Annotated in this window: 21 protein-coding genes; 11 read left to right on the top strand and 10 right to left on the bottom strand. The window is 53.9% G+C overall.

Annotated elements, in window-relative coordinates:
- The first annotated feature begins 87 nt into the window (after positions 1-87).
- The 3 genes from IPM28_03865 (at position 88) to IPM28_03855 (ending at position 3,044) form a co-directional block, all read left to right on the top strand.
- On the top strand, positions 88-1,398 hold the full coding sequence (locus IPM28_03865; protein MBK9172130.1) for a PDZ domain-containing protein: 1,311 nt from the start codon (positions 88-90) through the stop codon (positions 1,396-1,398).
- Positions 1,399-1,496: 98 nt separating this feature from the next.
- Positions 1,497-1,952, top strand: coding sequence for a GNAT family N-acetyltransferase (locus tag IPM28_03860; protein ID MBK9172129.1), 456 nt, complete (start codon positions 1,497-1,499; stop codon positions 1,950-1,952).
- Positions 1,953-2,000: 48 nt separating this feature from the next.
- Positions 2,001-3,044, top strand: a complete 1,044-nt coding sequence (locus IPM28_03855; GenBank protein ID MBK9172128.1) for a hypothetical protein — start codon at positions 2,001-2,003, stop codon at positions 3,042-3,044.
- Position 3,045: 1 nt separating this feature from the next.
- Here the strand turns inward: IPM28_03855 and IPM28_03850 are convergent, their stop codons facing one another.
- From IPM28_03850 to IPM28_03840, 3 genes are read right to left on the bottom strand one after another with little or no spacing between them, the layout of a single operon-like run.
- Positions 3,046-3,723 (bottom strand): tetratricopeptide repeat protein, encoded by a 678-nt coding sequence (locus IPM28_03850; GenBank protein MBK9172127.1) that lies wholly within the window; start codon positions 3,721-3,723, stop codon positions 3,046-3,048.
- A 6-nt stretch (positions 3,724-3,729) separates the two neighbouring features.
- Entirely contained in the window at positions 3,730-5,328 is a 1,599-nt protein-coding gene (gene ccsA / locus IPM28_03845) for a cytochrome c biogenesis protein CcsA (GenBank protein MBK9172126.1), read from the bottom strand.
- Between the two features lie 11 nt (positions 5,329-5,339).
- On the bottom strand, positions 5,340-6,887 hold the full coding sequence (locus IPM28_03840; GenBank protein MBK9172125.1) for a cytochrome c biogenesis protein ResB: 1,548 nt from the start codon (positions 6,885-6,887) through the stop codon (positions 5,340-5,342).
- Between the two features lie 164 nt (positions 6,888-7,051).
- On the opposite strand from IPM28_03840, the gene cyoE reads away from it, so the two are divergent.
- Genes cyoE through IPM28_03825 form a run of 3 tightly spaced genes read left to right on the top strand, consistent with a single transcriptional unit; the run spans position 7,052 to position 9,151 of the window.
- A complete protein-coding gene (gene cyoE / locus IPM28_03835; protein MBK9172124.1) occupies positions 7,052-7,954 on the top strand; it encodes a protoheme IX farnesyltransferase in 903 nt (300 codons plus the stop codon).
- A gap of 2 nt (positions 7,955-7,956) precedes the next feature.
- Positions 7,957-8,682: a cytochrome c oxidase subunit 3 gene (locus IPM28_03830; GenBank protein ID MBK9172123.1), complete on the top strand. Its 726-nt coding sequence runs from the start codon at positions 7,957-7,959 to the stop codon at positions 8,680-8,682.
- Positions 8,683-8,704: 22 nt separating this feature from the next.
- The gene (locus IPM28_03825) at positions 8,705-9,151 is read left to right on the top strand and encodes a DUF420 domain-containing protein (protein ID MBK9172122.1); all 447 of its coding nucleotides are present in this window, start codon (positions 8,705-8,707) and stop codon (positions 9,149-9,151) included.
- A 432-nt stretch (positions 9,152-9,583) separates the two neighbouring features.
- On the opposite strand, the gene IPM28_03820 is transcribed toward IPM28_03825, so the two are convergent.
- Positions 9,584-11,266 (bottom strand): M1 family metallopeptidase, encoded by a 1,683-nt coding sequence (locus IPM28_03820; GenBank protein MBK9172121.1) that lies wholly within the window; start codon positions 11,264-11,266, stop codon positions 9,584-9,586.
- 1 nt (position 11,267) lies between these two features.
- Positions 11,268-13,298 carry a S9 family peptidase gene (locus tag IPM28_03815; GenBank protein MBK9172120.1) on the bottom strand — a complete coding sequence of 677 codons (2,031 nt, stop codon included), beginning with the start codon at positions 13,296-13,298 and terminating at the stop codon, positions 11,268-11,270.
- Positions 13,299-13,382: 84 nt separating this feature from the next.
- Between IPM28_03815 and IPM28_03810 the strand changes: the two genes are divergently transcribed.
- Together IPM28_03810 and IPM28_03805 are read left to right on the top strand one after the other, a co-directional pair.
- Entirely contained in the window at positions 13,383-14,819 is a 1,437-nt protein-coding gene (locus IPM28_03810; protein ID MBK9172119.1) for a M28 family peptidase, read from the top strand.
- 46 nt (positions 14,820-14,865) lie between these two features.
- Positions 14,866-15,033: a hypothetical protein gene (locus tag IPM28_03805; protein MBK9172118.1), complete on the top strand. Its 168-nt coding sequence runs from the start codon at positions 14,866-14,868 to the stop codon at positions 15,031-15,033.
- Between the two features lie 77 nt (positions 15,034-15,110).
- On the opposite strand, the gene IPM28_03800 is transcribed toward IPM28_03805, so the two are convergent.
- Positions 15,111-16,832, bottom strand: a complete 1,722-nt coding sequence (locus IPM28_03800; protein ID MBK9172117.1) for a S41 family peptidase — start codon at positions 16,830-16,832, stop codon at positions 15,111-15,113.
- 201 nt (positions 16,833-17,033) lie between these two features.
- On the opposite strand from IPM28_03800, the gene IPM28_03795 reads away from it, so the two are divergent.
- The 3 genes from IPM28_03795 to IPM28_03785 all read left to right on the top strand — a co-directional run bounded on the left by IPM28_03795 (position 17,034) and on the right by IPM28_03785 (position 19,980).
- On the top strand, positions 17,034-18,038 hold the full coding sequence (locus tag IPM28_03795) for an ABC transporter ATP-binding protein (protein MBK9172116.1): 1,005 nt from the start codon (positions 17,034-17,036) through the stop codon (positions 18,036-18,038).
- 16 nt (positions 18,039-18,054) lie between these two features.
- Positions 18,055-19,041: a dipeptide ABC transporter ATP-binding protein gene (locus IPM28_03790; protein ID MBK9172115.1), complete on the top strand. Its 987-nt coding sequence runs from the start codon at positions 18,055-18,057 to the stop codon at positions 19,039-19,041.
- Positions 19,042-19,182: 141 nt separating this feature from the next.
- Positions 19,183-19,980 (top strand): YIP1 family protein, encoded by a 798-nt coding sequence (locus IPM28_03785; GenBank protein MBK9172114.1) that lies wholly within the window; start codon positions 19,183-19,185, stop codon positions 19,978-19,980.
- A gap of 54 nt (positions 19,981-20,034) precedes the next feature.
- Here IPM28_03785 and IPM28_03780 read toward each other — a convergent pair whose 3' ends face one another.
- Genes IPM28_03780 through IPM28_03765 form a run of 4 tightly spaced genes read right to left on the bottom strand, consistent with a single transcriptional unit; the run spans position 20,035 to position 24,033 of the window.
- Entirely contained in the window at positions 20,035-21,294 is a 1,260-nt protein-coding gene (locus IPM28_03780) for an ABC transporter permease (GenBank protein MBK9172113.1), read from the bottom strand.
- Position 21,295: 1 nt separating this feature from the next.
- A complete protein-coding gene (locus IPM28_03775) occupies positions 21,296-22,531 on the bottom strand; it encodes an ABC transporter permease (protein MBK9172112.1) in 1,236 nt (411 codons plus the stop codon).
- A gap of 48 nt (positions 22,532-22,579) precedes the next feature.
- The gene (locus tag IPM28_03770; GenBank protein MBK9172111.1) at positions 22,580-23,296 is read right to left on the bottom strand and encodes a hypothetical protein; all 717 of its coding nucleotides are present in this window, start codon (positions 23,294-23,296) and stop codon (positions 22,580-22,582) included.
- Entirely contained in the window at positions 23,293-24,033 is a 741-nt protein-coding gene (locus IPM28_03765; GenBank protein ID MBK9172110.1) for an ABC transporter ATP-binding protein, read from the bottom strand. The genes IPM28_03770 and IPM28_03765 overlap by 4 nt, the downstream gene beginning before the upstream one ends.
- Positions 24,034-24,056 lie beyond the last annotated feature (23 nt).

Below are 24,056 nucleotides of genomic sequence, written 5' to 3'. Positions count from 1 at the left end.
GATGTCGGATAATTGTGAAGCGTTAGGCGAAACCTGTAATAGGCGTTTCTGCGTATAACGTGTCAGTTAGTTTTAACGAGGTATTATATGTCATTTCGAGGAAAAATGTGGACACTGCTGATCTCGGCCCTGATCGCGGGTTATGTGCTTGTCGGTGGCCTGCCGTTCGTCGGCTCAATGCTCCAGACCCAGGCACAGCAGCCGATCAATGACGCCGGCACCCAGATCCGCATTTTCGAGTCGGTGCTCCAGCATATTCAGAACGATTACGTTGACGAACCGAATCTAGAAAAGGTCCGGTTCGGTGCGCTGCGAGGGCTGGTTTCGGGCCTTGATCCCTATTCATCGTATTTGACGGTCGATCAGGTCAAAGAGTTCAATGCTAACGGATCATCCAAAAAGGTCGGGATCGGAGCTGAATTCTCGCAGGTTTCCCAATACCTCTATGTTATTTCTGTGCTCAAGGGCTCGAACGCGGAAAAGGCCGGACTTAAGGCCGGGGACGTGGTCGAATACATTGAGAACAAGGCGACCCGTGACATTTCGCTCTATGATGCGCGTCAAATGATCCTCGGCGATCCTGGAAGCGTTGTCAGTATGCGGGTACTGCGTTCGGGCGAAAAGCCGCAGATGCTGAAGATCAATCGCGGAACTCACTCGTTTCCGCCAGCAGAGGCTCGTGTCGAATCGGGCCGCGTCGGGGTCGTTAAGGTATACAGTTTAGAAACCGGCGCAGCTGACGACATCCGCGAAAAGGTCACGTCGCTCACGCGGCAGGGAGTTCAAAAGATCGTCCTCGACCTTAGGGGTGTTTCGACGGGCACGCTTTCCGAAGGCGTTGCCGTTGCCAATCTGTTCATCAAGGACGGCGAACTGGCGAGGATACTCGGACGCGATAATACCGTGACCAAGACCTTTTCCGCCGATCCGGCAAAGTTTCTTTTTGACGGCGGGATGACCGCACTTATCGATTTCAGCACGGCCGGAGCGGGTGAGATAGTCGCTTCAGCGATCGCCGACCGAAAGCGTGGCGAAGTGGTAGGCGAACGTAGTTTCGGTGCTGGTACGGAACAGCAGCTTTTTACTCTCCGCGGCGGAGACGGACTGCTTCTCACGGTCTCGAAATGGGCTTCGCCTTCGGGCGTTCCGTTCCTCGGTGATGACCGTGCGTCGATGGGCGTTAAGCCTACCGTCGAGGTCAAGCGTCCTGATACTCCGGAACCGTTAGCGGTCGAAGAACTGATCGATCAGCAGGACGAGAACGCTGCCGGTACACCACCATCAGCAACCCCGACACCGAAGGCCGAGAAGGCCAAGCCCGCGGCTGAGGATGTGCAGCTGAAGAAAGCGCTGGAACTTCTCCAGGACAGATCGCAGGCGACCAAGGCCGGGGAATAGTCATTGCCTGACCGAGCAGATCGACCAAAGGCCGGGCATTGATGTTCGGCCTTTTTAGTTGTTGTTCGCACCCGACATCCCTGTTAAAATCGCATTTAATGGAATCGGACAACATTGACGTTCGGCAGCTTGTCGAAACGGACCTGACCGAATGGCTCCGTTTGAGGACGGCACTTTGGGACGGCACGCATGAGGACGATCATAAAGCAGAGATGCTTGAGATCATCGAACACGGCGATTCACAAGCCGTTTTCGTCGCCGACCGTGGTAATGGCGAGCTTGTCGGGTTTCTGGAAGCAAGCATTCGGCCCTTCGTCGAAGACTGCGAAACCGATCACGTGGGCTATCTGGAAGGCTGGTTCGTCGATCCGTCGCATCGACAAAATGGCATCGGGAGCGCTCTTGTAGGGCTTGCCGAGAGCTGGGCTCGGGACAAGGGCTGTACCGAAATGGCCTCTGATGCCGAGGTCGGCAACGAACTTAGCCTTGAGGCACATCGAAGGCTCGGATACGACGTCACATCACGACTTGTTCATCTGCGTAAAGCGCTCTAGCCGCATCAAATGACACCGGATCGATATAAAAGGCGCGTTGAGAATAGAATGCGAACCGCGATGCCGACAGGCTTACTGGTTCTCGCCTTTTTCATTGCCGGTAATGCGCAATCGGTCGAGCAGGCGTTTCCGACCCCGTTAACAACCAATGAACTTAGGGCAACCATCGAGCCTCGCGCCGTCGGAGATGCTCGTCTAACGAGCTATTATTACGCATTTGACGGGACGCAGGGCGATATATTCGTAAACGTTGTTACAAAGAATCTCAATGGCGATATTGATATTTTCGTCCGGGATGGGCTTCGGTTGCTGTCAAAGATCGTCGTTTATGCCGACGTCGGAGATGGCGAGACAGGACGAGTCCTTTACCTGAGAAAGCCCGAGAAATTATTGCTTCGGGTTCAGGGCCGCTCCCCGAATGATGACCCTGCGACGATCCAGATCAAGTTCGCCGGAAGCTTTGTCGCTGCCGCGCCTGCCGACGTTCCGGAGCCGCCGCGGGTCGCGAAGAGATCGTCCGAGGCCGAACCTTTAACGGCTGCGCGGAAGGACGATTCGGATGTGTCGGCGGGAGATGTTACGACCGACCTCGCAAAAGTAGAAACCGAAAAGGCTCAGGAACCGACTGAAAATCCGTTGCCCGATGCAATGCAGAAGCCGAAGACGTCAGCTCCGGGCCGAACGGTCCGTAATCGGGTGATCGTCGAATCGACGCTTCCGGAACCGAACGAGACCGCGGCCGCGGGAAGCGGATCTACGGCTCGAAAAACTGCGGCGGATCCAAAACTGCCTGCAACAAAACCGTCGACCGCCCGACGAAGTGCCAGAACCGCTCGGCGCACTGAACGTGATGCGGCCGCAAAGGCCGGATCTGAACCCGAAACGAAGCCCGTCGAGCCCGAAGCTGAAACGCGGGATCCGATGGCCGACTTCAGGCTCGTTATTGTCTTTAAGGACGATTCGAGGGTCGAACGCCCGATGACCGAAATACTGAGATTTACCGTCGACCGAGGGATTTTGACCGTGGTCGACCGGTCAGGCCGGATCGGCCGTTACTCGATGGTCGATATCAAACGCGTCGGGATCGAATAGCCTATTTTCGAGCGATATTCTGCCTGAGCTTCGGTATCAGATCGCTCGAAGGATTTACACTTTCAAGCCGGGCAAGGACCGATTCGGCCGCTGCCTGATCACCCTTGCGGGCCATCGCAATGCCGAGATTATAAAGGGAAGGTTCGTGTTTAGGGTCGGTCGAAAGTGCGACCTCAAATTCTTTTACCGCCCTGTCGTAATCAGGCGAGGCTCGAAGGACGTAAGTAGTTCCGAGATCGGTCCTCGCGGCGATGTTGCCCGGCTCGATCTCGAGAACCTTTGCGTAATGATCGCCGGCGACCTCATATTGGCCTGCGTCGAAATAGGCATTTGCGACGACAAGCAAAGCCTGTTTATCGTTCGGCCGAAGTGCAAGGCCGCGTTTATAGAATTCGATCGCTTGCTCGAACCGGCCGATCTGAGCGTAAAGGTCGCCGGTCTTCATTTGAACGACGAAATTACCCGGCTCACGTTCAGCTGCCGCAAGCGTATCGGCAACATCCTGAGACATGCCCGCACCGTTCGCCTGAACCGACTGCGAGCCGCTACCCACCGTAAGGCTGTTTCCGGACGGCGCAGCGATCTCAGATCCTGTTCGGTTAAGGGCGTTTGCACCCCAGAACCCTATTACCCCTCCGACCACCAAGCCCAAGATGCCTGTAATTACGTGTTTTTGCATCAGTTCTTAGGCGTAGCTGTGCAACCCTGGTAATAAATAGCTGACCCCGAGATAGGTGAAGATGACGAGCAAGAACCCGAGTACAGCGAAATACGCCGAACTCCGTCCGCTCCAACCGCGCGATATTCTGGTATGGAGAAATGCCGCATACGTCAGCCAGGCGACCAGAGCTCCGGTCTCCTTTGAATCGAATCCCCAGGGCCTGCCCCAGGATTCGTTTGCCCAGATAGCACCAGTGATCAGGAGCATAGCAAGTCCGGCAAATGCCAGACACGCAGTCTTGTACATCAGGGAATCGAGCGATTCGAGGCTCGGGAGGCGCTCGATCAGCTTTTCTGTGCGGAACCCAAAAAGGATCACAAAGAAAGTCGCGGCCAGCCCCGTGATCAACCCGGCAAGTTCGACAGGGTTTGTCCGAAGGCTGAGAAAGAGCTTGCTGCCCGAAGATTGAAGGAACGACCGGCCAGCCTGCTCGAACTGCATCGGGGTCAAAGCAGCGAACTCCTGAGCCGAGAGGTCTTCGCGTTCCGCGATCGCGCGGCCGGCTGTCACATACTGGGATGGATCGGCTGCGAGTTGAGCCTGAAGCCTTTCAGCGACGTTGCCGCCTGATCTGATCCCGGAAACCAAAAATGCGATCGCAATGATCTGGGCAACAAGGGACAATTTAAGCAAGATGTGTCCGGCCTTCTTGGCCGCGGCATTCTCGTTATTCAAATAGATGAGAAACGACGCAACGACCCCGACCAGTAAGACGGCCGTTATCACGAGCGTTTCACCGACATAAGGGATCTCGAGTCGGAACGGGGCTGAGAAAGGCTTTCCGCCTGACTGGTTCGGAAGGAAGAGCCCGGCCCGGTAAACGAATTCCGTAAGTACCGAGAATTTGCTGATCGTCGCGATCACGCTAAATGCGAAAACGCTTGACCAAATAGCCATTGCTTCGACCTTTACACGGTCTTTCAGTAAGTAGATGACGGCGATCGCAAAGCACACAAGGGCGACGCCGTAGCTCAGCGACGCAACGCCGACATGGATCGGCCTCCAATAAGAATCAAGCACCGGCGGCAGATCGATGAATTCGTCGCCGATGAAGCGGGCAAGAGTAAGTATCAAGGCGGCGAGCGGCAGGGTGAATGCGCTGAGAACCTGAAAACTCTTCCGGCGGGCCAGCATCAGGGTCGCGATGCCCGCGCCGAATGCGAACGCAATGCTGAGGTCATAAAGATTCGCAAACGGGACATACCGGAATACCCAAGGTGTCTCATCGCTTCCGCCGGCGCGGAGCATCGCGATCTCGCGTTCATAGGCGGCGACCCAACGGACCAACCAGCTTGAGAGGTTGAAAAAGACACCGAGCGTTGCGGTCCAAAGACCGATCTTGCGGGCCATTTCAGACGGCGCGTATAAATTTGTCAATTGAAAGAGCGCGGCCAGGATATAACATGCGAGGGCGATCATCATCAGCGCGCCGTCGGATATAAAACCGCTGCCCATCTGCACGCGAAGGGCCAAAACTGCGAAAGCCCCGCCGATAGAAATGATCGCGGGGAGATACGACCGCCAGGAACCGCTCATCTCGATATCGTAAACTTCTCTAGCCATAAATTACCTCGTTAATCATCAACTTGCTGTTGCGTCTCGCTTTCTTCTTCCGCAATTGCGACCGGGACGTCGAGCTCGCGGGCAATGCGTGCGAACTTCTCTTCGAACGCCGCATGATTTCGGTTGGCGTTCCCGGCAAGGGTCATAAATACCCGGCCGTCCGTTTCCTCGATCATTGCCCAGACGCGACGATGCGAAAAAAAGAAGACGAACGACAATGCGAACATCAATCCGAAACCGCCGAAATACCACGCGATGAATGCACCGTGGTAAGGGTCATACTTTATTGACAGGACGTGAGCAAAAGGCGACTTTTCAAACTCCGACAATCGCCACTTGAAACCTGCCTTTGGAGCGGCGACCGGGATGTTGTCCGGAACATTCGAACCGAATGCAAAGACCCTTATACGTTCTTCGCCAGGACGCGTTACGCCAAGCACGGCAACGGGGTTGTTGTAATCGCCCGAACGCGTATCAGGTTTGCCATCCGGACCGAACGTAAAATCAGGAAGAAACTCCTCATACTCAACGAACGTCCCGTCGGGCATCTGGGTCGAGCCGAGGCGGGGAATATCAAGCCTGATCGCATCGCCGCCGTCGACCGGCGTTACGTCGAGCTTAATGGTCCTGGCATTGCCGACCGGGATCGTTTGGGCCTGAAAGAAGCGATAGCCGCGATAATCGAAAGGCTGATTCATGCTTATGTCGGCGATCGTCGTTCCGTATTCCGGATCATCAACCCTCATCTGCGTTCGCCAATCGAGTGTATTCGTTACCGCGATCGAGCCACGCTGATCGATAAGCTTTTGCTGAATGTCAGTGCACGTCATTGAAAACGGCACCTGAACGTTGAATTTCTCCTTCTTGTCAAGGTCGAAACGGATCATCTGGATCTGATCCGTTGTGTCGCCCGGGATCATACGGACATCGGCGTCAAAACCCGTCTGCAAAGCGACAAAGTGTCCGAGGAACAGCGTCAGTAATGCAACATGGACAATGTACGCGCCCAGGCGGTTGAGCCGGCCGGATTCTCCAAATACGAATGTTGCTCCGTCGCGTTCGGTCACGACCGGACGAAGACGATGTTTGGCAAATGCACGTTTTACCTTTTCAAGCAATTCTGGTGCGTTCGCCTCGATGTATTCAGCCTGTGCGTTCTGTTGTTGGTTGAGAAGCCAGGGTTTTGTCGCATTCAACTTCGGACGCTTGAAATAACCCTTCCAGACGGACGGGAACCGATCGATCGAAGCGAGGACGATATTCAACGACAAGATCAGGAGGATCAGGTTGTAATACCAGCTGTGATAGATATCGAAGAGGCCAAGAAAGCCAAAGACCTTTTGTTCGGCCGGGGTGAGGGAAGCATAATACGTGTCGAATCCGGGAATGACGTTCTGTTGAACGATCAGCATCCCGATTATCGAAAGTACGACGAGAATGCAAAGTAAGACGACCCCGAAACGGACCGAACTGATCAGAACGATGAATCGATTCAACAGCGGGGCCGTAGGACGGTCCTTAACACGAGCTGCCTTGATGGTCTCTTCAGAAGCTGCCATTATTTTATCTAACAAAATAATAGCTTAGAGCCGCTGTTTTGTCACCGCACCGGCAAATAAGGGATTCTTCTAAGTCAAAGAAGGTTCGGCAACGGCTTTCGGCTTTGAATTCCCCGTTTGAAATTGTATTCTTCTCCTTTATCCACCGAACCAGGCCCTTATCAATGGAAACGGCTGCAGCTGATATCGAACAAGTAAAAGTCCTTGGTGTCCGCGACAAGATCGCGGCATATATCGAACTGACGAAGCCGAGGATAGCATTCATGCTGGTCCTCACGGCGGCGGCTGGTTTCTATGTCGGCTCAGTCGGTACGCTCGACTATGTTCGATTTGCCAATGCGATGATCGGGATCGCCTTGTTAGCATTCGGTGTTGCTACGCTGAATCAATGGCTCGAAAGGCGGATCGACGTACTGATGGAACGAACCGCAAAGCGTCCGCTTCCGACCGGACGCGTGACGTCAGGCGAAGCACTCATTTTCGGTCTGCTTCAGTGCATCATCGCGGAAGTCTATTTGTTCTACCTCGTAAATCCACTTACGGCATTGTTGGGTTTGGTCGTTATAGTCGGGTATGTGCTTCTTTATACGCCGCTGAAGACGCGGACGTCCGCCTCGACTGCGATCGGCGCGATTCCGGGTGCGATGCCGCCGTTGATGGGTTGGACATCGGCTTCCGGCGAGATCACGCTGGGTGCATGGGCGCTCTTCATAATGTTGTTTCTCTGGCAGTTTCCTCACTTTTTCGCGATAGCGTGGATGTATCGTGAGGAATACGCAAAGGCTGGGATAATAATGCTCCCGGTTGTGGACCGCGACGGCCGCATTACCGCCCGCCAGATAGTTCTATTCGCTTTTATGCTCCTTCCGGTCAGCCTTGCTCCTTTTTTTCTCGGATTTGCCGGTACGGCGTATCTGGTCGGGGCCTCGCTGCTCGGTATTTGGTTCCTGAGCGAGAGCATTATTACGGCACGGGCAAAGTCGACAAGCAAGGCTCGTCGGCTGTTAATGGTCTCGGTACTTTATTTGCCCCTGATTTTCGGTTTATTGGTATTGGACAACCGCTGATGATGAACCCAGATACTATCGACAACGTCGAGACACGCCGGCGTTTGCGGGAAAGGCTTGCAGTTGCTGTCGGCGGTGGTGACGATCCGGGGTCGGGCGATAGTGGTCCAAACTGGCCTGACCCGAAGAAAAATGAGTTCTTTGATGGCCGCCTCTACGATGAAGACGATCAGGATCGCGATAAATCCCGGGTCGTGACCTGGTTCCTGCTTGTGATCGTCCTGATGACGTTTGGCGGGCTTATCGGAGCGTACGTTGTGATAGCAACGAATAACGTACTTGAATGGCGGCCGTTCGCTCTGCCGACGGCTGTTTGGGTCAGCACGATACTGATACTGCTAAGCAGCATCACGTACCATTTGGCCAAGACCGCGGTCGACGCCTCAAGGCAAGGCGATGCACGAAAATGGTTCATCGCGACGACCGTTCTCGGGGCGATGTTCATTTCGTCGCAGCTGATAGCATGGTTCGCCTTATCGACCAGCGGAATACTCGTTTACGGGAACCCGTACGCCGGCTTCTTTTACATCCTTACCGGAGTTCACGCCGTTCATGTATTGGGCGGGATAGTAGCCCTTGGAGCTGTCCTGCTAAGGTCGTGGAACGACACCTCGGCTGCGAAAGAAGTTGAATACCGCCGCAATCTCGCCCGTTCGGTCGGTTGGTATTGGCATTTTATGGGTGTTCTTTGGCTCGTACTTTTCGTTTTATTGGGTTTTTGGACCTGAACCTGATATCGATCGCAAAAGAATGGAATACCTGCACATTTTTCCTCATCTGAACGCCGGATTGAACGCCCTGAGCGGACTCTTTGTGATCACGGGCTTCTATTTCATAAAGGCCCGCAAGATAGAGCGACATCGTGCGTGCATGCTTGTGGCATGCATCGTCTCCGCACTATTTTTGGTGAGTTATCTGACGCACCATGCCCTTAGGACATACTATTTCGGGCTTGGACCGACACGCTTTACCGGCGAGGGTATCGTGCGTCCGATCTATTTCACAATACTGACATCGCATACGATCCTGGCGGCGTTGGTCGCTCCATTCGTACTTGTAATACTTTTTCGGGGGCTTAAGCGAATGGACGAGAAACATCGCCGTTTAGCCAGGCTCGTATTGCCCGTTTGGCTTTACGTTTCAGCCACAGGGGTTATTGTTTATGTGATGCTGTACCACCTTTTCCCAGGTCGGTGAAAAAAGTTCGGATAAACCTTGAAATAGCCCGAAGATTGGTGTAATCTGCAATTGTTGAAAAGTTGATCACCGAAGTTGCCCGTTGTTTCGGGAAACGCGGGGGAACCAGGGTCGAGCGAGCGATCGCAAGACAGGGGGCGAAGCGTCGATGCTAAGTAGACGCGGGGATAATCTTTCGTTCCTAGCCCGTCAGCTAACCTCGTAGGTGTGGCAAAGGAGTTACTGCAGACGAATTGACGTTAAAGTCGCGATTTTGTGTGTGCTTCGCGCTCTGCTTTCTCAACACAACAAGCAGACACCGGTCTTCTCAAAGGGGAAAATCCCGCAGCAACGGCTGCGGGATTTTTCTTTTGTTCTGCTTTCAACAGTTGCGAATCCAAGATATCTAAAAGGATGTTCGTCTCTAAAAGGCTGAGATCGACGACATCTACCTTATTGCTGAGCCTTTATCATCGTCAACGGCAATTTCGAAGCCGGATCGAAGCTCACGGACGTGGGTTTTGATCCGACCGGAACCGAGATCGTTTGCCTGCGAGCATTGATATCGAGCTTTTCGATCCTTGCGGGCTCTTCAGCAAATCGGAGTTCGATCTCGAGCGGCAGGCGGAAAACCTCGGGCACAAGGGCACCTTTCTGCGTCTGCTCGATCTCAAGGACGAGTTCTTTTCTGGCTTCGTCGAATCGTTGGCGGATGGTGAGCTTTGGATGGCCGGTGCCGTAAACCCACTGCTCGAAAAACCAGCCAAGTTTTTGTCCCGAAACTTCTTCCATCGCTTTCTGCAGGTCCGGCGTTGTGACCGAGCCAAATCGATGGCGGGTGAGATAGAGATTCACTGCCTTCCAAAAGGCCTCGTCGCCGACCTGCTCACGAAGCTGATGGATCACCGCACCTCCTTTATTGTACGTGACCGCCGGACGGTCAAACAGAGCATCGACATTGCCGGCAGTCAAATTGTACAAACCCATCGGCTTTGAATTGACCGCGGCATCTGCAATAAAGCTCTCAGCATCGACACCGATCTTACGGATGTAATCGGCACGTCCATAGAGCCTTTCGCGAACGGCGGCTTCCATGAAGGTCGCAAACCCCTCATTCAGCCATAATTCGGCCCAGTTCTTACAGGTCACATTGTTGCCAAACCACGAATGAGCGATCTCGTGCGCGACCAGATCCTCGACGGCTCCGCGCATGAAATCGAAATTCGCAAGAAAGATCTCGGTATCGGCCATGGTCGTAGCCGTGATGTTCTCCATACCGCCAAAGGTGAAATTGGAAACGATCGTCTGATCGTATTTGTTGAATGGGTAATCGACCTTTGTGATCTCCTCGAAAATTCTCAGCATGTCCTTTGTTTTGCCGTAGGCCTTAGGGACGATCGGTTCGGTACCGCGGTAAACATAATACCCGAGCGGGATATCGCGAAACTTGTCATCCACCCGTACATAATCGCCAATGACGAACGAGACGAGATATGTCGGGTGCGGTATCGCCATTCGGTAATGATAGGTAACCGTTCCGTCAGCATTTTCCTTTCTGGAAACCAATTCACCATTTCCGATGACCGTTTTCGGTTTGCCTACCGTGATGATCTGTTCTGTCGTAGCCTTGTCGGAAGGGAAGTCGAACGACGGAAACCAATGGCGCGCCTCGTCGGGTTCGCCTTGTGTCCAGATCTGGGCCGGATTGACGACGCTGCCTTTATCTTTCTTTTCTTCTATGAAGTAGACGCCCTTTTTGGGCTTGGCTGAGTACTTGAAGCGAAGCACGACCGTCTCTGACGGCGAGTAAGGCCGATCGAGCTTTACGTCTATTCTGTCAGGCTTGACGGCAAACGTGAGTTTTGCCCCCGATGGTTCGAGCGTTACCGCTTCGAAGCTGATCGAGCGTTGGTCGAGGACGATGGTGTCGAGTTCATTCCCGACCGGTTTAAGGTGAACCGATGTATCGCCAAAGACCGTCCGAGTCGTCTCGTCAAAACTTATACGCAGCACATAATGCTGAACGTCGTAATCGCTCGGACGGTCAAGATCGGCAACGGGTTTTTGACCGGCGGCAAAATGGGAGAAAAAGATTACAAGACAAATTACGACGCCTGAAAGTTTCGTGAGGATCATGTTACTTTAAGTGCTTTCCAAACCACTCGATGACATTGCGGTACCAAAATTCCGAATTCTGCGGCTTTAGGATCCAATGGCCTTCGTCGGGGAATACAATGAGTTTCGACTCGACCTTTTTAAGCTGCAGCGTCGTAAACAACTGCAGGCTCTGATCGACCGGCACGCGGTAATCGAGTTCGCCGGCGGTGACGAGCGTCGGTGTCGAAAAATTATTGACGAACTTGTTCGGCGACCATCTCTGATACTGCACCGGGTTTTGCCACGGCATTCCCTTGAACTCCCAGTTAACGAAAAAGATCTCTTCCGTCGCTGTCGCCATGCTCTCGAGATTATAGACGCCGGCATGCGAAACCAGTGTTTTGAATTTGAAACGCGGGTCATTGTTGTGTCCGAGGATCCAATTGACCATGTAACCGCCGTAACTCGCACCTGCAGCACCGATCCGGTTTGGGTCAATATAGGGCCGCTTTATCACCTCGGCGACGCCGTTCTTGATATCGGTGAATACCTTGCCGCCCCAATCACCTGAGATCTCGTTTACAAACTGCTGGCCATAGCCGGTCGAGCCGCGTGGGTTTGGCATAAAGACGACATAGCCGGCATTAGCGAACATCTGCGGATTCCATCGGTAGCCCCAGCTGTCATTCCACGCACTCTGCGGTCCGCCGTGGATCAATACGATAAGCGGATATTTCTTTGAAGGGTCGAAGCCGATCGGCTTCACCACCCAGCCATGAATGTTTCGATTCAATGCACCGCGCCATTCCGTCTCCTCGACAGTTGTGAAGGGAAACTTTCGATCTGGCGGACTGATCTGCTTGAACTCCGCCGAACCGACTTGCGCGGAAAAGACCGCTGCCGGTTCATTCATCGAGCTTTTGACAAAGACGAACCGGCGGCCGTCGCGCGTGATGCTCAAATTGCTAAAGCTGCCATTGCCGAGCACCTTCTTGACATGGGTTGCGATCCGCAGGCGAAGATCGGGTTCAACCGGAACGCTGAAGATCGGCGACCTTCCGCGTTCGCCGGCTGTGAAATAGACCGTCGTTTGATCGGGCGACAAAACGATGTGATCGGCCATCTGGTCAAAACCGCGGGTCAGTTCGACGGTTTCGCCCGAAGATCGGTCGTACCGCATGATGCGCCATCGATCGGCCTCGAACGTCGCCGTCGCCTGAGAGCGGAAAAGTATGTATTTGCCATTTCGTGTATAAACGGGTTCGACATCGTAGCCCTTATTGTTTTGGGTGATGTTCTTTTGCGACTTTGTCGAAAGCGACATTACTACGATGTCGCTATTTGTCGAGGTTGCTTCAACGGGGTCAAAGTTCCTGAGAAATGCGATCTCGGTCGAATCCGGTGAAAAGGCGTAATCGACGCCGGTCGATGCAGAATATGGCGGCGAATCGAAGTCGCCGGGTGTCAGATCGGTTGCAGTTCCGCCGTTGCTTGCGACGACAAAGACGTGTGTCCGCTTACGATCACGCCATTCGTTCCAATGCTTGAACAACAGCCGCTCGGCTACCTTTGCCTGTACCTTACTTGCGGCGACTCGGGCGTCTTCGGCCTTGTTGCATTCATCGGTCGTACATTCCGGATAGACCTCAGAACTGAATGCGATCCACTTGCCGTCGGGCGACCAAACGGGATTAGCGGCTCCGGTAGAGATCCTGGTTATCTGCTCCTTGTCGTCGCCGTCGGCGTCCATTCGCCAGATCTGTCCGCCGGTCACAAAGGCCAACTGCCTTCCGTCCGGCGACCATCGTGGGGTCGACGCCGAACGGTCGCCAGAGGTGATCTGTTTCAATCCTGAACCGTCAAGACGCACGGTGTAAATATGTGTGAGTGTACGGTTGGCGGCCTTATCGACAGTGCCGATCGTAAATGCGACCAGATCGCCGGCGGGCGACACCTGTGGATCGCCAACGCGTTTGACCGCAACAAGGTCGTCGAATGTGAAGGTGCTTTGGGCTACGCCGACAGCGGCAAACGTGAACAGGAGGAAAGCCGACAGAATTGAACGTTTCATTTGATTCACCGAAGATCTTATTTTATTGGTTGAACACCCCTATTATTGCATATAACTTTGGCAATGATTAACGCATCAGCTAAGATGTTGGCCATGCGAATATCGTTGACAGCATTAGCCATTCTCTGTTTTTCGGCTGCGCTCTTCGGACAGGCCGCCTCACCTACGCCCGTTCTTTATTCCGAAAAAACGCTGGCTGAACTCAAGGCGGTTCGTGATGCCGCGATCGCCAGCGACTATGCGTATCGTCAGACGGCCTATTTAACGAACAATATCGGGCCGCGGCTTTCAGGATCGGCTCAAGCTCAGCGAGCGGTCGAGTACGTCGCCGAAGAGATGCGTAAGCTCGGGCTCGAAGTGCGTTTGCAGGAGCTAAAAGTGCCGCATTGGGAACGCGGCAAAGAAACGGGCGAACTTGTAAAATTCGTAGGGATGGCACCCGGATCGACTCAAAAGGTCGTATTGACCGCTCTCGGCGGAAGTATTGCAACGCCCGAATCCGGTTTGACCGCAGAAATTGTGGTCGTAAGCAGTTACGAAGAGCTTAATGCTCTTGGCCGCAGCGCCGTTGCCGGCAAGATCGTGCTTTTCAACGGGAAATTTGATCGGCAGATGGCTGCAGCCGGATTTGGTTCCCAGGCGTATGGTCAAGCGGTCCAGTTTCGATCTGGCGGCGCCATTGCCGCTGCTCGTCTCGGGGCCGTTGCGGCCCTTGTCCGTTCGGCCGGCGGTTCGCAGAATCGGCTTGCTCATACAGGGGCGATGCGTTATGACACGAACGTCCCAAAAATACCTGCTGCTGCCGTTTCGAGCGAGGATGCCGACCTTATCGATCATCTGGTCCGCATGGGCCCGACCAACATTCGTCTTGTGCTGACCCCAAGGACGTTTCCGGATGCGACGAGCTATAACGTTATCGCGGACCTAAAGGGATCTGACCGGCCTGATGAGATCGTTATCGTTTCCGGCCATCTCGATTCGTGGGACCTCGGAACCGGAGCGCTCGATGACGCAACCGGCATCGCCGTCTCAATGCAGGTGCCTTACCTTCTGGGCCAACTCAAATTAAGGCCAAAACGGACGATCCGGTTCATTGCTTATATGAATGAGGAAAACGGGTTGGTAGGCGGGACGCAGTATGCGGCTGCGGAATCGGCGAATATTCAGAATCATTTTGCCGCACTTGAGAGCGACCTCGGAGCCTCGCATCCGCTTGGGTTCCTTTTTGCCGGAAAGCCCGAGGCAATGCCGTTCTTCGCACCGCTTTCCGCGATATTGCGACATCACGGTTCAGGATTGTCCCGGATGGAAACAGGCGTCGGTGCAGATATCGGACCTCTCACACGGCTTGGTGTTCCTTCGTTCGCTCCCTGGTTCGACACTCGAACTTATTTTAACTACCACCATAATTCGGCCGACACTTTTGACAAGGTGAAACCGGACGAACTCGCCCGCGTCGGTTCGGTAATGGCGGTGATGGCCTATGGCCTGGCGAATCTTGAAAGGCCGCTTCCGCGATAGCTATTTGGAATCGGGTCGCTGATGTGTCAGACTTAATCCAACAATTATGAACAGACCTCCGCCATATTTTCCGCAGAACCAGCTTTCGCCGCCTGATGAGAACAGATACCGCAAGTTCAAACTGTTCGTCGGCATCGGGATCGTTCTGTTGGTCGCGATCCTGGCCGGTGCGGTAATTGGCGGTTATTATCTGATCGGTTGGCTTTTCGGCTGAGAACTTCAGAGTCTTCGCAATGAAAAAAACGGTGTCTCGTTCGAGACACCGTTTTTTTTAACGAGAATCGTGCCGTGTCATTTGTTCGCGCCGGTATTCTTGCTTGTCGCATTTGAACGTGCCTTCGCACCATCGATCGCAAGCTGGCGAGCCTGAGGCAGCAGTTCGATCGCACGCATCAGCTGGTTGTCATACTCATTGAAGACCTGAAACGATGTGGTACTGCCGTAGGCGGCGGTGACGAGTTCGGAACGAAGCACCCGCTCGACGAACTTGCGTTCCTTCTCGATCTGAGCAGGCGTGTATTTATATTTTTCGACAGCGAAGTTTTTGAAACTCTCGAAAACCGTGTCGGAAATCACAAGGTCGGCCGGAGCGAGGTCGTAAGAGAACGTGATCGGACGATCGATCTTGAATGATTCGAGGCCCTTTACTTTGCCAAATGCAAGGTCAAGCGCGAACGCAAAGATCGGGTTGGTCAGACGCTGCTGAAATCGGGCTTGTTCGACCGGAATGGTATCGGCCTTGACCTCAACATCAGGTGTTATTCCACCGCCGCTGTAAACCACGCGTCCCGAGTCTGTCTTGCTCTCCTGACCATTCTGCTTTGGCCCGGTCTCATCATCACGTCCGATCCCGCCCTTGGTGTAATAGCTGTACAAATTGCCGTCAGAGTAATCGCGCTGAATGAGCCTGCCAGAAGGCGTTTCGTATTTCGCGATGGTTAGCAAAAGCATCGAACCGTAATCGAGTATGAACGGATTCTGCACCAATCCCTTGCCGAAGGTCGTTTCGCCGACGATCAGCGCACGGTCGTGGTCCTGCAGCGCTCCCGCAAGGATCTCGGATGCCGATGCTGAATTTCGATTGACAAGGACAACGATCGGCATCGACTCAGGGTTGGGGTTCTCGGCACGATATGGTTCGGTCGTGCCTTCAAGCCTGCCTTTTTGTGTGAAAACTGTCTGGCCTGTAGAAAGGAACGTGTTCGCTACGCGATAGGCCTGACCAACAAGGCCGCCGCCATTATTCTTGAGATCGAGAACAAGCTGCTTCATCCCCTTTGCCTTTAGCGTACGCATTGCTTCGGCAAACTCGCCGTAGGTCGTCTGATTAAAACCGCCGGTCATCGCGATATAGCCGACGCCCGGACGGATCATATACGCTTCGGCTATTGATGGCTGCGGAACGGCATCGCGAACGATCTCGACAGTTTCACGCTTGCCGCTGCCATGTCGTTCGACAACGATCTTAGCCGCGGTGCCGCGAGGCCCTCGCAGAAAGTTGCGAACCTCTGAAAATGGCTTTCCGATCATCGACGTTCCGTTGACCTCGACGATCTTGTCGCCGAATCGCAATCCTGCACGATTTGCGGGCGCATTCTCGAAGGTCGCGCGGATGTATGTTGCAACGACGTTGCCCTGGGCGTCGCTAAGATCGCCGATGGTCGCGCCGATCCCAAAATAGCGAGAGCTTTGATCGGTCCGGAATTGTTCGAATTCCTTGGCATCGAAATAATTCGAATGCGGATCGAGCGAATGGAGCATACCGTCGATCGAACTCTTAAAAACGTCGTTGTAATTTATCTTTTTTCCAACGACGTGCTTAGATTCGATGAGCGAAAGAGCTTCGGCGACATCCTGTTCGATGTTCTCGACTGTGACAGCTTTTTTTGTGGATGTTGTTACTGCCGGTGTGTTCTGCGACGGCCTGGATGCGCTTTGCGTCTGCGCAAAGGCCCCGGCAGCGAAAACGAGCGACACTATTGCAAGGAATGAAATATTAATACGTAACTTCACAAATAAGATCTCCCTTGGGTTTTGAGGAACGGCCGATCGACGTTAAGAATATCATTCATTTGAGTAAATTGCGACGAAAATAGTTGCTTCCGATTCCAGAAATCCCGTGTTCTGGCGGTTTCAGCGAATACGAGAATTACGGTAGACTTGTTTGAGCCGATCGATGTTCTGGTCGTTTTCGGCACTTCTTATCAGACCGCGATGACCGATCTTCTTGAGGTAAAGGAACTTCAGACCCATTTTCCGACGCGTGCCGGCCTGGTGCGGGCGGTAAACGACGTGAGTTTTGAGATCAAGGAGGGAGAATTGCTGGCGCTCGTCGGGGAATCGGGCTGCGGCAAATCGATCACGGCATTGTCAATAATGCGGCTGATCTATCCGCCTGGAAAGATCGCGGCCGGTTCGATCAAGTTCAAAGGCGAAGAGTTGACGACGGCGAGCGACGAGCGATTGCGGCAAATACGCGGCAACGATATCGCAATGATCTTTCAAGATCCGATGACGTCGCTAAATCCGGTCTTTACGGTCGGGGAACAGATCGCAGAGGCGCTCAGGCTGCATCGGAAGCTCGACAAGAAACAGGCTCGCGAGGCCGCGATCGCCTCAATGCGCGAGGTCGCGATACCTTCACCGGAACGGCGCGTGGACGATTACCCACATCAACTTTCTGGAGGTATGCGGCAGCGGGTGATGATCGCGATGGCCCTCGCTTGCGATCCGGAATTGCTGATCGCCGATGAGCCGACGACAGCCTTGGACGTAACCATTCAGGCGCAGATACTGGAGCTTCTCAATGAGCTGCGGACATCACGTAAGCTTGCGGTGCTTTTGATAACGCATGACCTTGGCGTCGTGGCAGATGTTGCCGACAGGGTATGTGTGATGTACACCGGAAAGATCGTTGAGGAATCGGACGTAGCGGAATTGTTCCGCGACCCGAAGCATCCATACACCCGCGGGCTGCTTCATTCGGTTCCGAAACTGAACGCTCATAAAACGGTGGCTAACGCACGGCTTCAGACGATCGAAGGCGTGGTGCCAAGCCCGACCGATCTGCCGCCCGGCTGCCATTTCGAACCGCGATGCGAGTTTCGGCTGGAACGGTGTTCGGTCGAACAGATCGGTCTTTACGAAATTGGCGGCGGTTCCAAAGTCAGATGCGTCCTCCACGAACCGGCCCGAGTTGAAGCGATCGGGGCTGTATAACGTTCGAAGCAAGCAAATGGAATCTGTCGCAGCGAAAACCCAGAGAGACGTATTGCTCGCAGCTCGCGATCTTGTTAAGCATTTTCCAGTGGAGGATAGTGATGACGTGGTGCGGGCAGTCGACGGGGTGTCTTTCGAGATCTCGTCAGGCGAAACGCTTGGGCTCGTGGGCGAATCAGGCTGCGGAAAATCGACGGTCGGCCGCTGTCTTCTCAGGCTTCACGAGCCCTCAAGCGGTGAAGTATGGTTTGAAGGCAAGAATATCGTCGGGCTTCCACATCGAGAGATGCAGTTACTGCGGCGGGAAATGCAGATCATTTTCCAGGACCCGTATTCGAGCCTTAATCCGCGATTGAGCATCCTCGGTATAGTTTCCGAACCGTTGAAGATCCACGGCATCGGAAACAGGCAGGAGCGTCGCGACCGGGTGGCCGATCTTTTGTCAAAGGTCGGACTCGATCCGAAGTATATGGATCGCTACGCCCATGAATTCTCAGGCGGACAACGGCAGCGCATCGGCATCGCGCGTGCACTTGCCCTCAACCCGAAGCTTATCATTTGTGATGAGCCGGTCTCGGCACTCGACGTATCGGTTCAGGCGCAGGTCGTAAATTTGCTCCAGGACCTGCAGCAGGAGTTTGGGCTGACTTATCTTTTTATCTCGCATGGGCTTGCGGTGGTGGAACATATCTCAAACCGGGTCGCGGTGATGTATCTCGGCAAGATCGTTGAGATCGCAGATGCAGAGGAACTCTATGAAGATCCTCAGCATCCCTATACCAAGGCTCTACTTTCTGCGATCCCGCTGCCGGACCCGACGCAGCGGCGAGAGCGGATCATACTTTCCGGCGACGTTCCGACGCCGATAGATCCGCCGTCGGGGTGCCGCTTTCGCACTCGATGTCCGATCGCCATCGGTGAATGCGCGAACGTCGAGCCCGCGTTGGTCGAAGTCACAACAGGCCACATGGCGGCCTGTATCCGTATTGGAGAAAAATTGTAGAACGACACGAGCCGAGAAAATTGAAACGCGGAACTTCGGTTTTACGTAAGTCACGATGCAGCAGCAACACAATTTGACGACTGTATTGTCTCTGATCGAAACGTCGTCCACTCTAGACCGCCATTTACAGGAGAGAAACGAATGGAAGCTGAAAATCAGGCAGAATGGGAGGCACCGCCGCCGCCCGAGAAGATCGTAGTCGAAACGCACGAGATGTCGGAAATTGCGACGCTCGGGAATATCTTCCTTGAACCCGGCCGGACCTTTGAAGATCTGCGGAAAAAGCCGCGTTTCGTCCTCGCAACGGTCATCATCTCGTTACTTGTCACCGGATTTGCATTCGGTCTTTACTATAAGGTCGGTGACGCTGGTATGCGGCGGTTCATGACCGAGCAGATCGACAAAAGCCCGCAAAGCGGGTCGATGAGCCCCGAGCAAAAGTCGAACATGGTCGACATGAATATGACGATCGGGAGCGTAGTACGCTATGTGATGCCTCTTCTGGTCGTGATATCGATGCTGGTCGGCGGCCTGTTTTATTGGCTTGGAGCCAAGGCTTTTGGCGGGACCGGCGGCTTTCTGCACGGTCTTTCAACATGGGTTTATGCGTCTCTGCCCCCGAGTGTGGTCGGCATGATCGCAAACTTCATAGTACTGTTCTTCAAATCACCCGACGACATAGATATTGCGGCAAGCCAGCGCGGCGTCGTCAATGCAAATCCATCGGTCCTTTTTGGGTCTGACGCAAGCCCAGTGCTTGTTACGCTCATCAGCGCCTTTGACATCTTTTTGATATGGGGTTGGGTTTTGGCGGCGATCGGGCTTCGGATCACGAACAAGATCTCATCGGGATCGGCGTGGGCAATTACGCTGATATTCGCATTGATCGGGATTACTTTCAGGGTGATCGGTGCCTTCTTCTCAGGAAACCCAAGTTAGTCCGATACGATAATAAGGAATGCCGGGTCCGTTAATAGCGACGGGCCCGGTTTTTTATTCGTAACGCAATGCCTCGATCGGGTCGAGTCTTGCGGCCTTCCACGCCGGAAAGAGCCCAAAGAAGAGACCAATAAGGACACTGGCGAAAAATCCAAGCGGCGGTGCCCAATAAGGCACGTACGAAGGAAAGACGAGGCTGATAAGCTGTGTCAGTGCCCATCCGATCAGCAAGCCCACAAGACCGCCGAACCCCGTGAGCGTTCCGGCTTCGATAAGAAACTGCAGCAGAATGTCGCTCTGCTTGGCACCGAGGGCCTTACGAATGCCGATCTCTCGGGTCCGTTCGGTGACGGACACAAGCATGATGTTCATAACGCCGATCCCGCCGATAAGAAGGCCGATCGAGGAAATCACCACCATCGCCAATGCGACGCCTGCCGTGATCGATTGAAACTGATCGATTATGCTGTCTGCCGTCGAAAGTGAAAAATTGTTCTTTTCGCCGTAGGAGACCTGGCGGCGAACACGAAGCAGATCTTCTACCTGATCCTGGGCCTGTCGAAGCCTGCCCTCACGCGCTATCGCCATTATGAAGATATCATCGGCGTTCGGCTTTATTCGCGCGGCCGATTCGAACGGCAAATAGATCGTATTGCTCTGATCGCCTCGCCCGCCTCCGCCGCCAAGAAACTGTTCCTTCTTCTGCAAAAGGCCGATAATGGTAAAGGCACGTCCATTGATCTCGATGGTCTCGCCGACCGGATTTCGATACGGAAAGAACGTCTCTCTGACGAAATCACCGATCACGCAAACGTCCTTCTTGTTGTCGTTTTCCGATTGTGTGAACCATCGACCGTCGACGATCTCTTCGGTGCCCGCTGCTTCGATCTCAGGAAGCGTACCCATCAAATTGATCGAGGTCGATTGCTTTCCGCCCGCTGAGACGACGGTAGCGTTGCCGAAACGTCCGCTCGAAACATCCAATCGCGGCACGGCCGTTTCGAGTTCTGATAGGCCCCTAAGCGCAAGGGCATCGTCAAGCGTAAGATTTGGCCGCATCCTTTCTTCACGGCTAGGGCGACCGAACCGGATCCCCACGTCCATCTTGTAAACGAAGATCGATCGTGTTCCGAACGCTTTGACCTGCTGCTCAACTGCCAATTGAATTCCTGAGATGATCGACGAAATGAGCATTACCGTTATCACGCCGACCACGACGCCGATGATCGTCAAAAAGGACCGCAGCTTGTTGCTCCGGAGCGTGTCGATCGCCATCTTCAGGTTTTCGTATAGTCTGCTGGTAGCAACTGTCATTTCAATCCGCCCTCAACGCCTCGATCGGGTCTAACTGTGCCGCTTTCCATGCAGGGAACAATCCGGCCAGAATCCCGACGGCTGCCGATACACCGATGGCGACCACGGCTGCCCACCATGGGATACGTGTCGGGAACACAAATGCCGTGATCGCCTGGCCGGCGACCAAAGCCAGAACCAGGCCGATGACCCCGCCGATAGCTGCAAGCAACGCCGATTCGAAAAGAAACTGCCGAAGTATATCCGATTGCTTTGCACCTACCGCTTTGCGGATGCCGATCTCTTTCGTACGCTCGGTCACCGCAACAAGCATGATGTTCATTATCACGATCGCACCTACCAACAACGCGATCGCAGGTACGATGAGGATGACGATCGAGATCGTCCCAAAGAGACTGTCCCGAAGGCCGCTGATCGCGTCAGGTGTGATGATCCCAAAATTGTCTTTTTCGCCAGACTCGAGCTTTCGTTTGATCCGAAGCAGGCTCCGGACCTCGTCCACTGCATCGGCCATTTTCACTCCCTCTTTCGGACTGACTATAAAACTTGGCGCGCGGCTAAATTTCAATCCGCCAAAATTCGCTCCAAAGGTCTCGATCGGCAGCAGGATAAAATTGTCCTGCGATTGGCCAAAGACGCTTCCTTTCGCTACCTGAACGCCGATAATGCGATACGGAATGCCCTGGATCGAGATCTCGCTGCCAAGCGCACCGCCTTTGGGAAAGAGCTTGCTCGCGACATCGGCCCCGACGAATGCCACACGGGTAGAATTTCTGTTTTCGGCATCGGAAAAGTATCGCCCCTCTGCGATGTCCACATTCTCGAGCTCGGCGATCACCGGCTCAACGCCGCTGATCGACACATCGGCGAGTGTTTGAGTCCCGAACCTTACGTCGCGGGTCGTGTTTCCGGCCTTTGCCCCGATCTGGCCTATCTGTCGGGCATTGCGTTTCAAGAAGTCAAGCTCTGCAAAATCGAGTTCCTTGTTTCGTCGTTGTGCGGCCGCGATCGTGTCGCTGTCCTTGAAGTCGTCGAAGCCGAAGCGCATGACCGTGAATGTATTGGAACCAATACCGGCGATCTTTTCATCCACGTAGCCATTGAAACCCTGAAGCAGCGAAAGCACGATCATGAACGCGGTCATGCCGATGATCATCCCCAATAGCGTGAGGAATGACCGAAGCTTGTTTCCAAGGATCGAAGCAATAGCGAGTTTAAGTGTTTCGGCGAAATTCATCTGATCCAACGGTCGACGCTCTGATTATACGCACAGTTCGCAGAAAAGTTAGATGTCAGATTCACTCCGCCTGGTCACAAGTAGTTTGTAAAGAGATGCAAAGTGGCAGAAAAGAACGATCGGGACGACGATCGTCGGGAGCCAGATGAAAGGAAAGTACAGCACCGCACGATTGGGCTGATCGAAGGCCAGCAGCTGAAGCGGCGTCGGTGCGGAGAGTACAGCCGTGATCACGATATTCAACAGTAATGCCAAACCCGCCAAGTTCCACACAAGTAAAACAGGCACATTTACCCTTCCTTTGCGAAATGCGATGAGATAGACAATCGGCGCGGTCAAACCTGAAATAATATCGAAGTTCTGCCCGTGATATGTCATTATCGCGGGCACTGACCCTACATCGTGGAGCCAACTGAGAACGATCTCGACCGGTATCCGGATCACGTGAATGACCGTGAGGGCTCCAAGCGGCATTTTGGCGATCAGAGATCCTCGGGCAAAAAAAAGGTATCCGATCACGAGAATGAGGGCTGGCCCGGCGCCAAACAAAAAGAGCCGAGGAGGGAAGGCGGATGTGTTCAGATATGTGCAGCCGATCGCGATGATGGTCTGGAAGATCAACCAGGCCGGGATCAGAAATAGTAGCAGTTTGCCCGAAAGCGCATCAGCCGCGTTCGATCGAATAATATGGAGAAACCATATCACGCAAACAAAGGTCGTGATCATGAACACCGGTCCGACGTGTCCCGGCAAATTCTCGATCATCTCACCTGTTCGTCCTTTTCGATCCGGCCGTCGCGAATGGTGATGATCCGGTGAGCGCGTTCGGCCACCTCATGTTCGTGCGTGACGATAATGATGGTGTTGCCCTCGGCATGGAGCTTTTCGAAAAGAGCCATGATCTCGACGCTCGTTTTTGAATCAAGTGCACCGGTGGGCTCATCGGCAAGCAATATCGAAGGATGATTTACGAGCGCCCGGGCGATCGCGACACGCTGCCGCTGTCCGCCGGATAGTTCGTTCGGACGGTGAAGGACACGGTCGCCGAGTTCCACCGACTCAAGAGCGGCCTGAGCCTTTTCGTGACGTTCGCCCGCCCGCAGCCCGGCGTATATCAGCGGGAGTTCGACATTATGAAGGGCAGTGGCACGGGCTAGAAGGTTGAACGTCTGAAAAACGAAACCGATCTCCTTGTTACGAATACGCGCCAACTCGTCATCGGTCATTTCCGAGACAAGCTGGCCGTTTATCCAATATTGGCCTTTCGTCGGCGAATCGAGACAGCCGATCAAATTCATGAGCGTAGACTTGCCTGAGCCGGAGGGCCCGATGATCGCAAGGTACTCGCCTTTCTCGACCCTGAAAGAAACGTCCCTTAGCGCGTGGAGTTCTTCGACGCCCATTTGATACGTCTTCCAGATGTTGTGCATCGAGATAAGAGCGCCGTTGGAGCCGGTTGCTCCGTTCGATTCGGCCGCACCCTCGCTTTCTCCGTTTTCCATGAATTTATACATTAGCTATCCTG

It is taken from the genome of Chloracidobacterium sp., from assembly GCA_016716305.1.
Classification (GTDB): domain Bacteria; phylum Acidobacteriota; class Blastocatellia; order Pyrinomonadales; family Pyrinomonadaceae; genus OLB17.
This window is presented reverse-complemented; position numbering and strand designations above follow the sequence as displayed.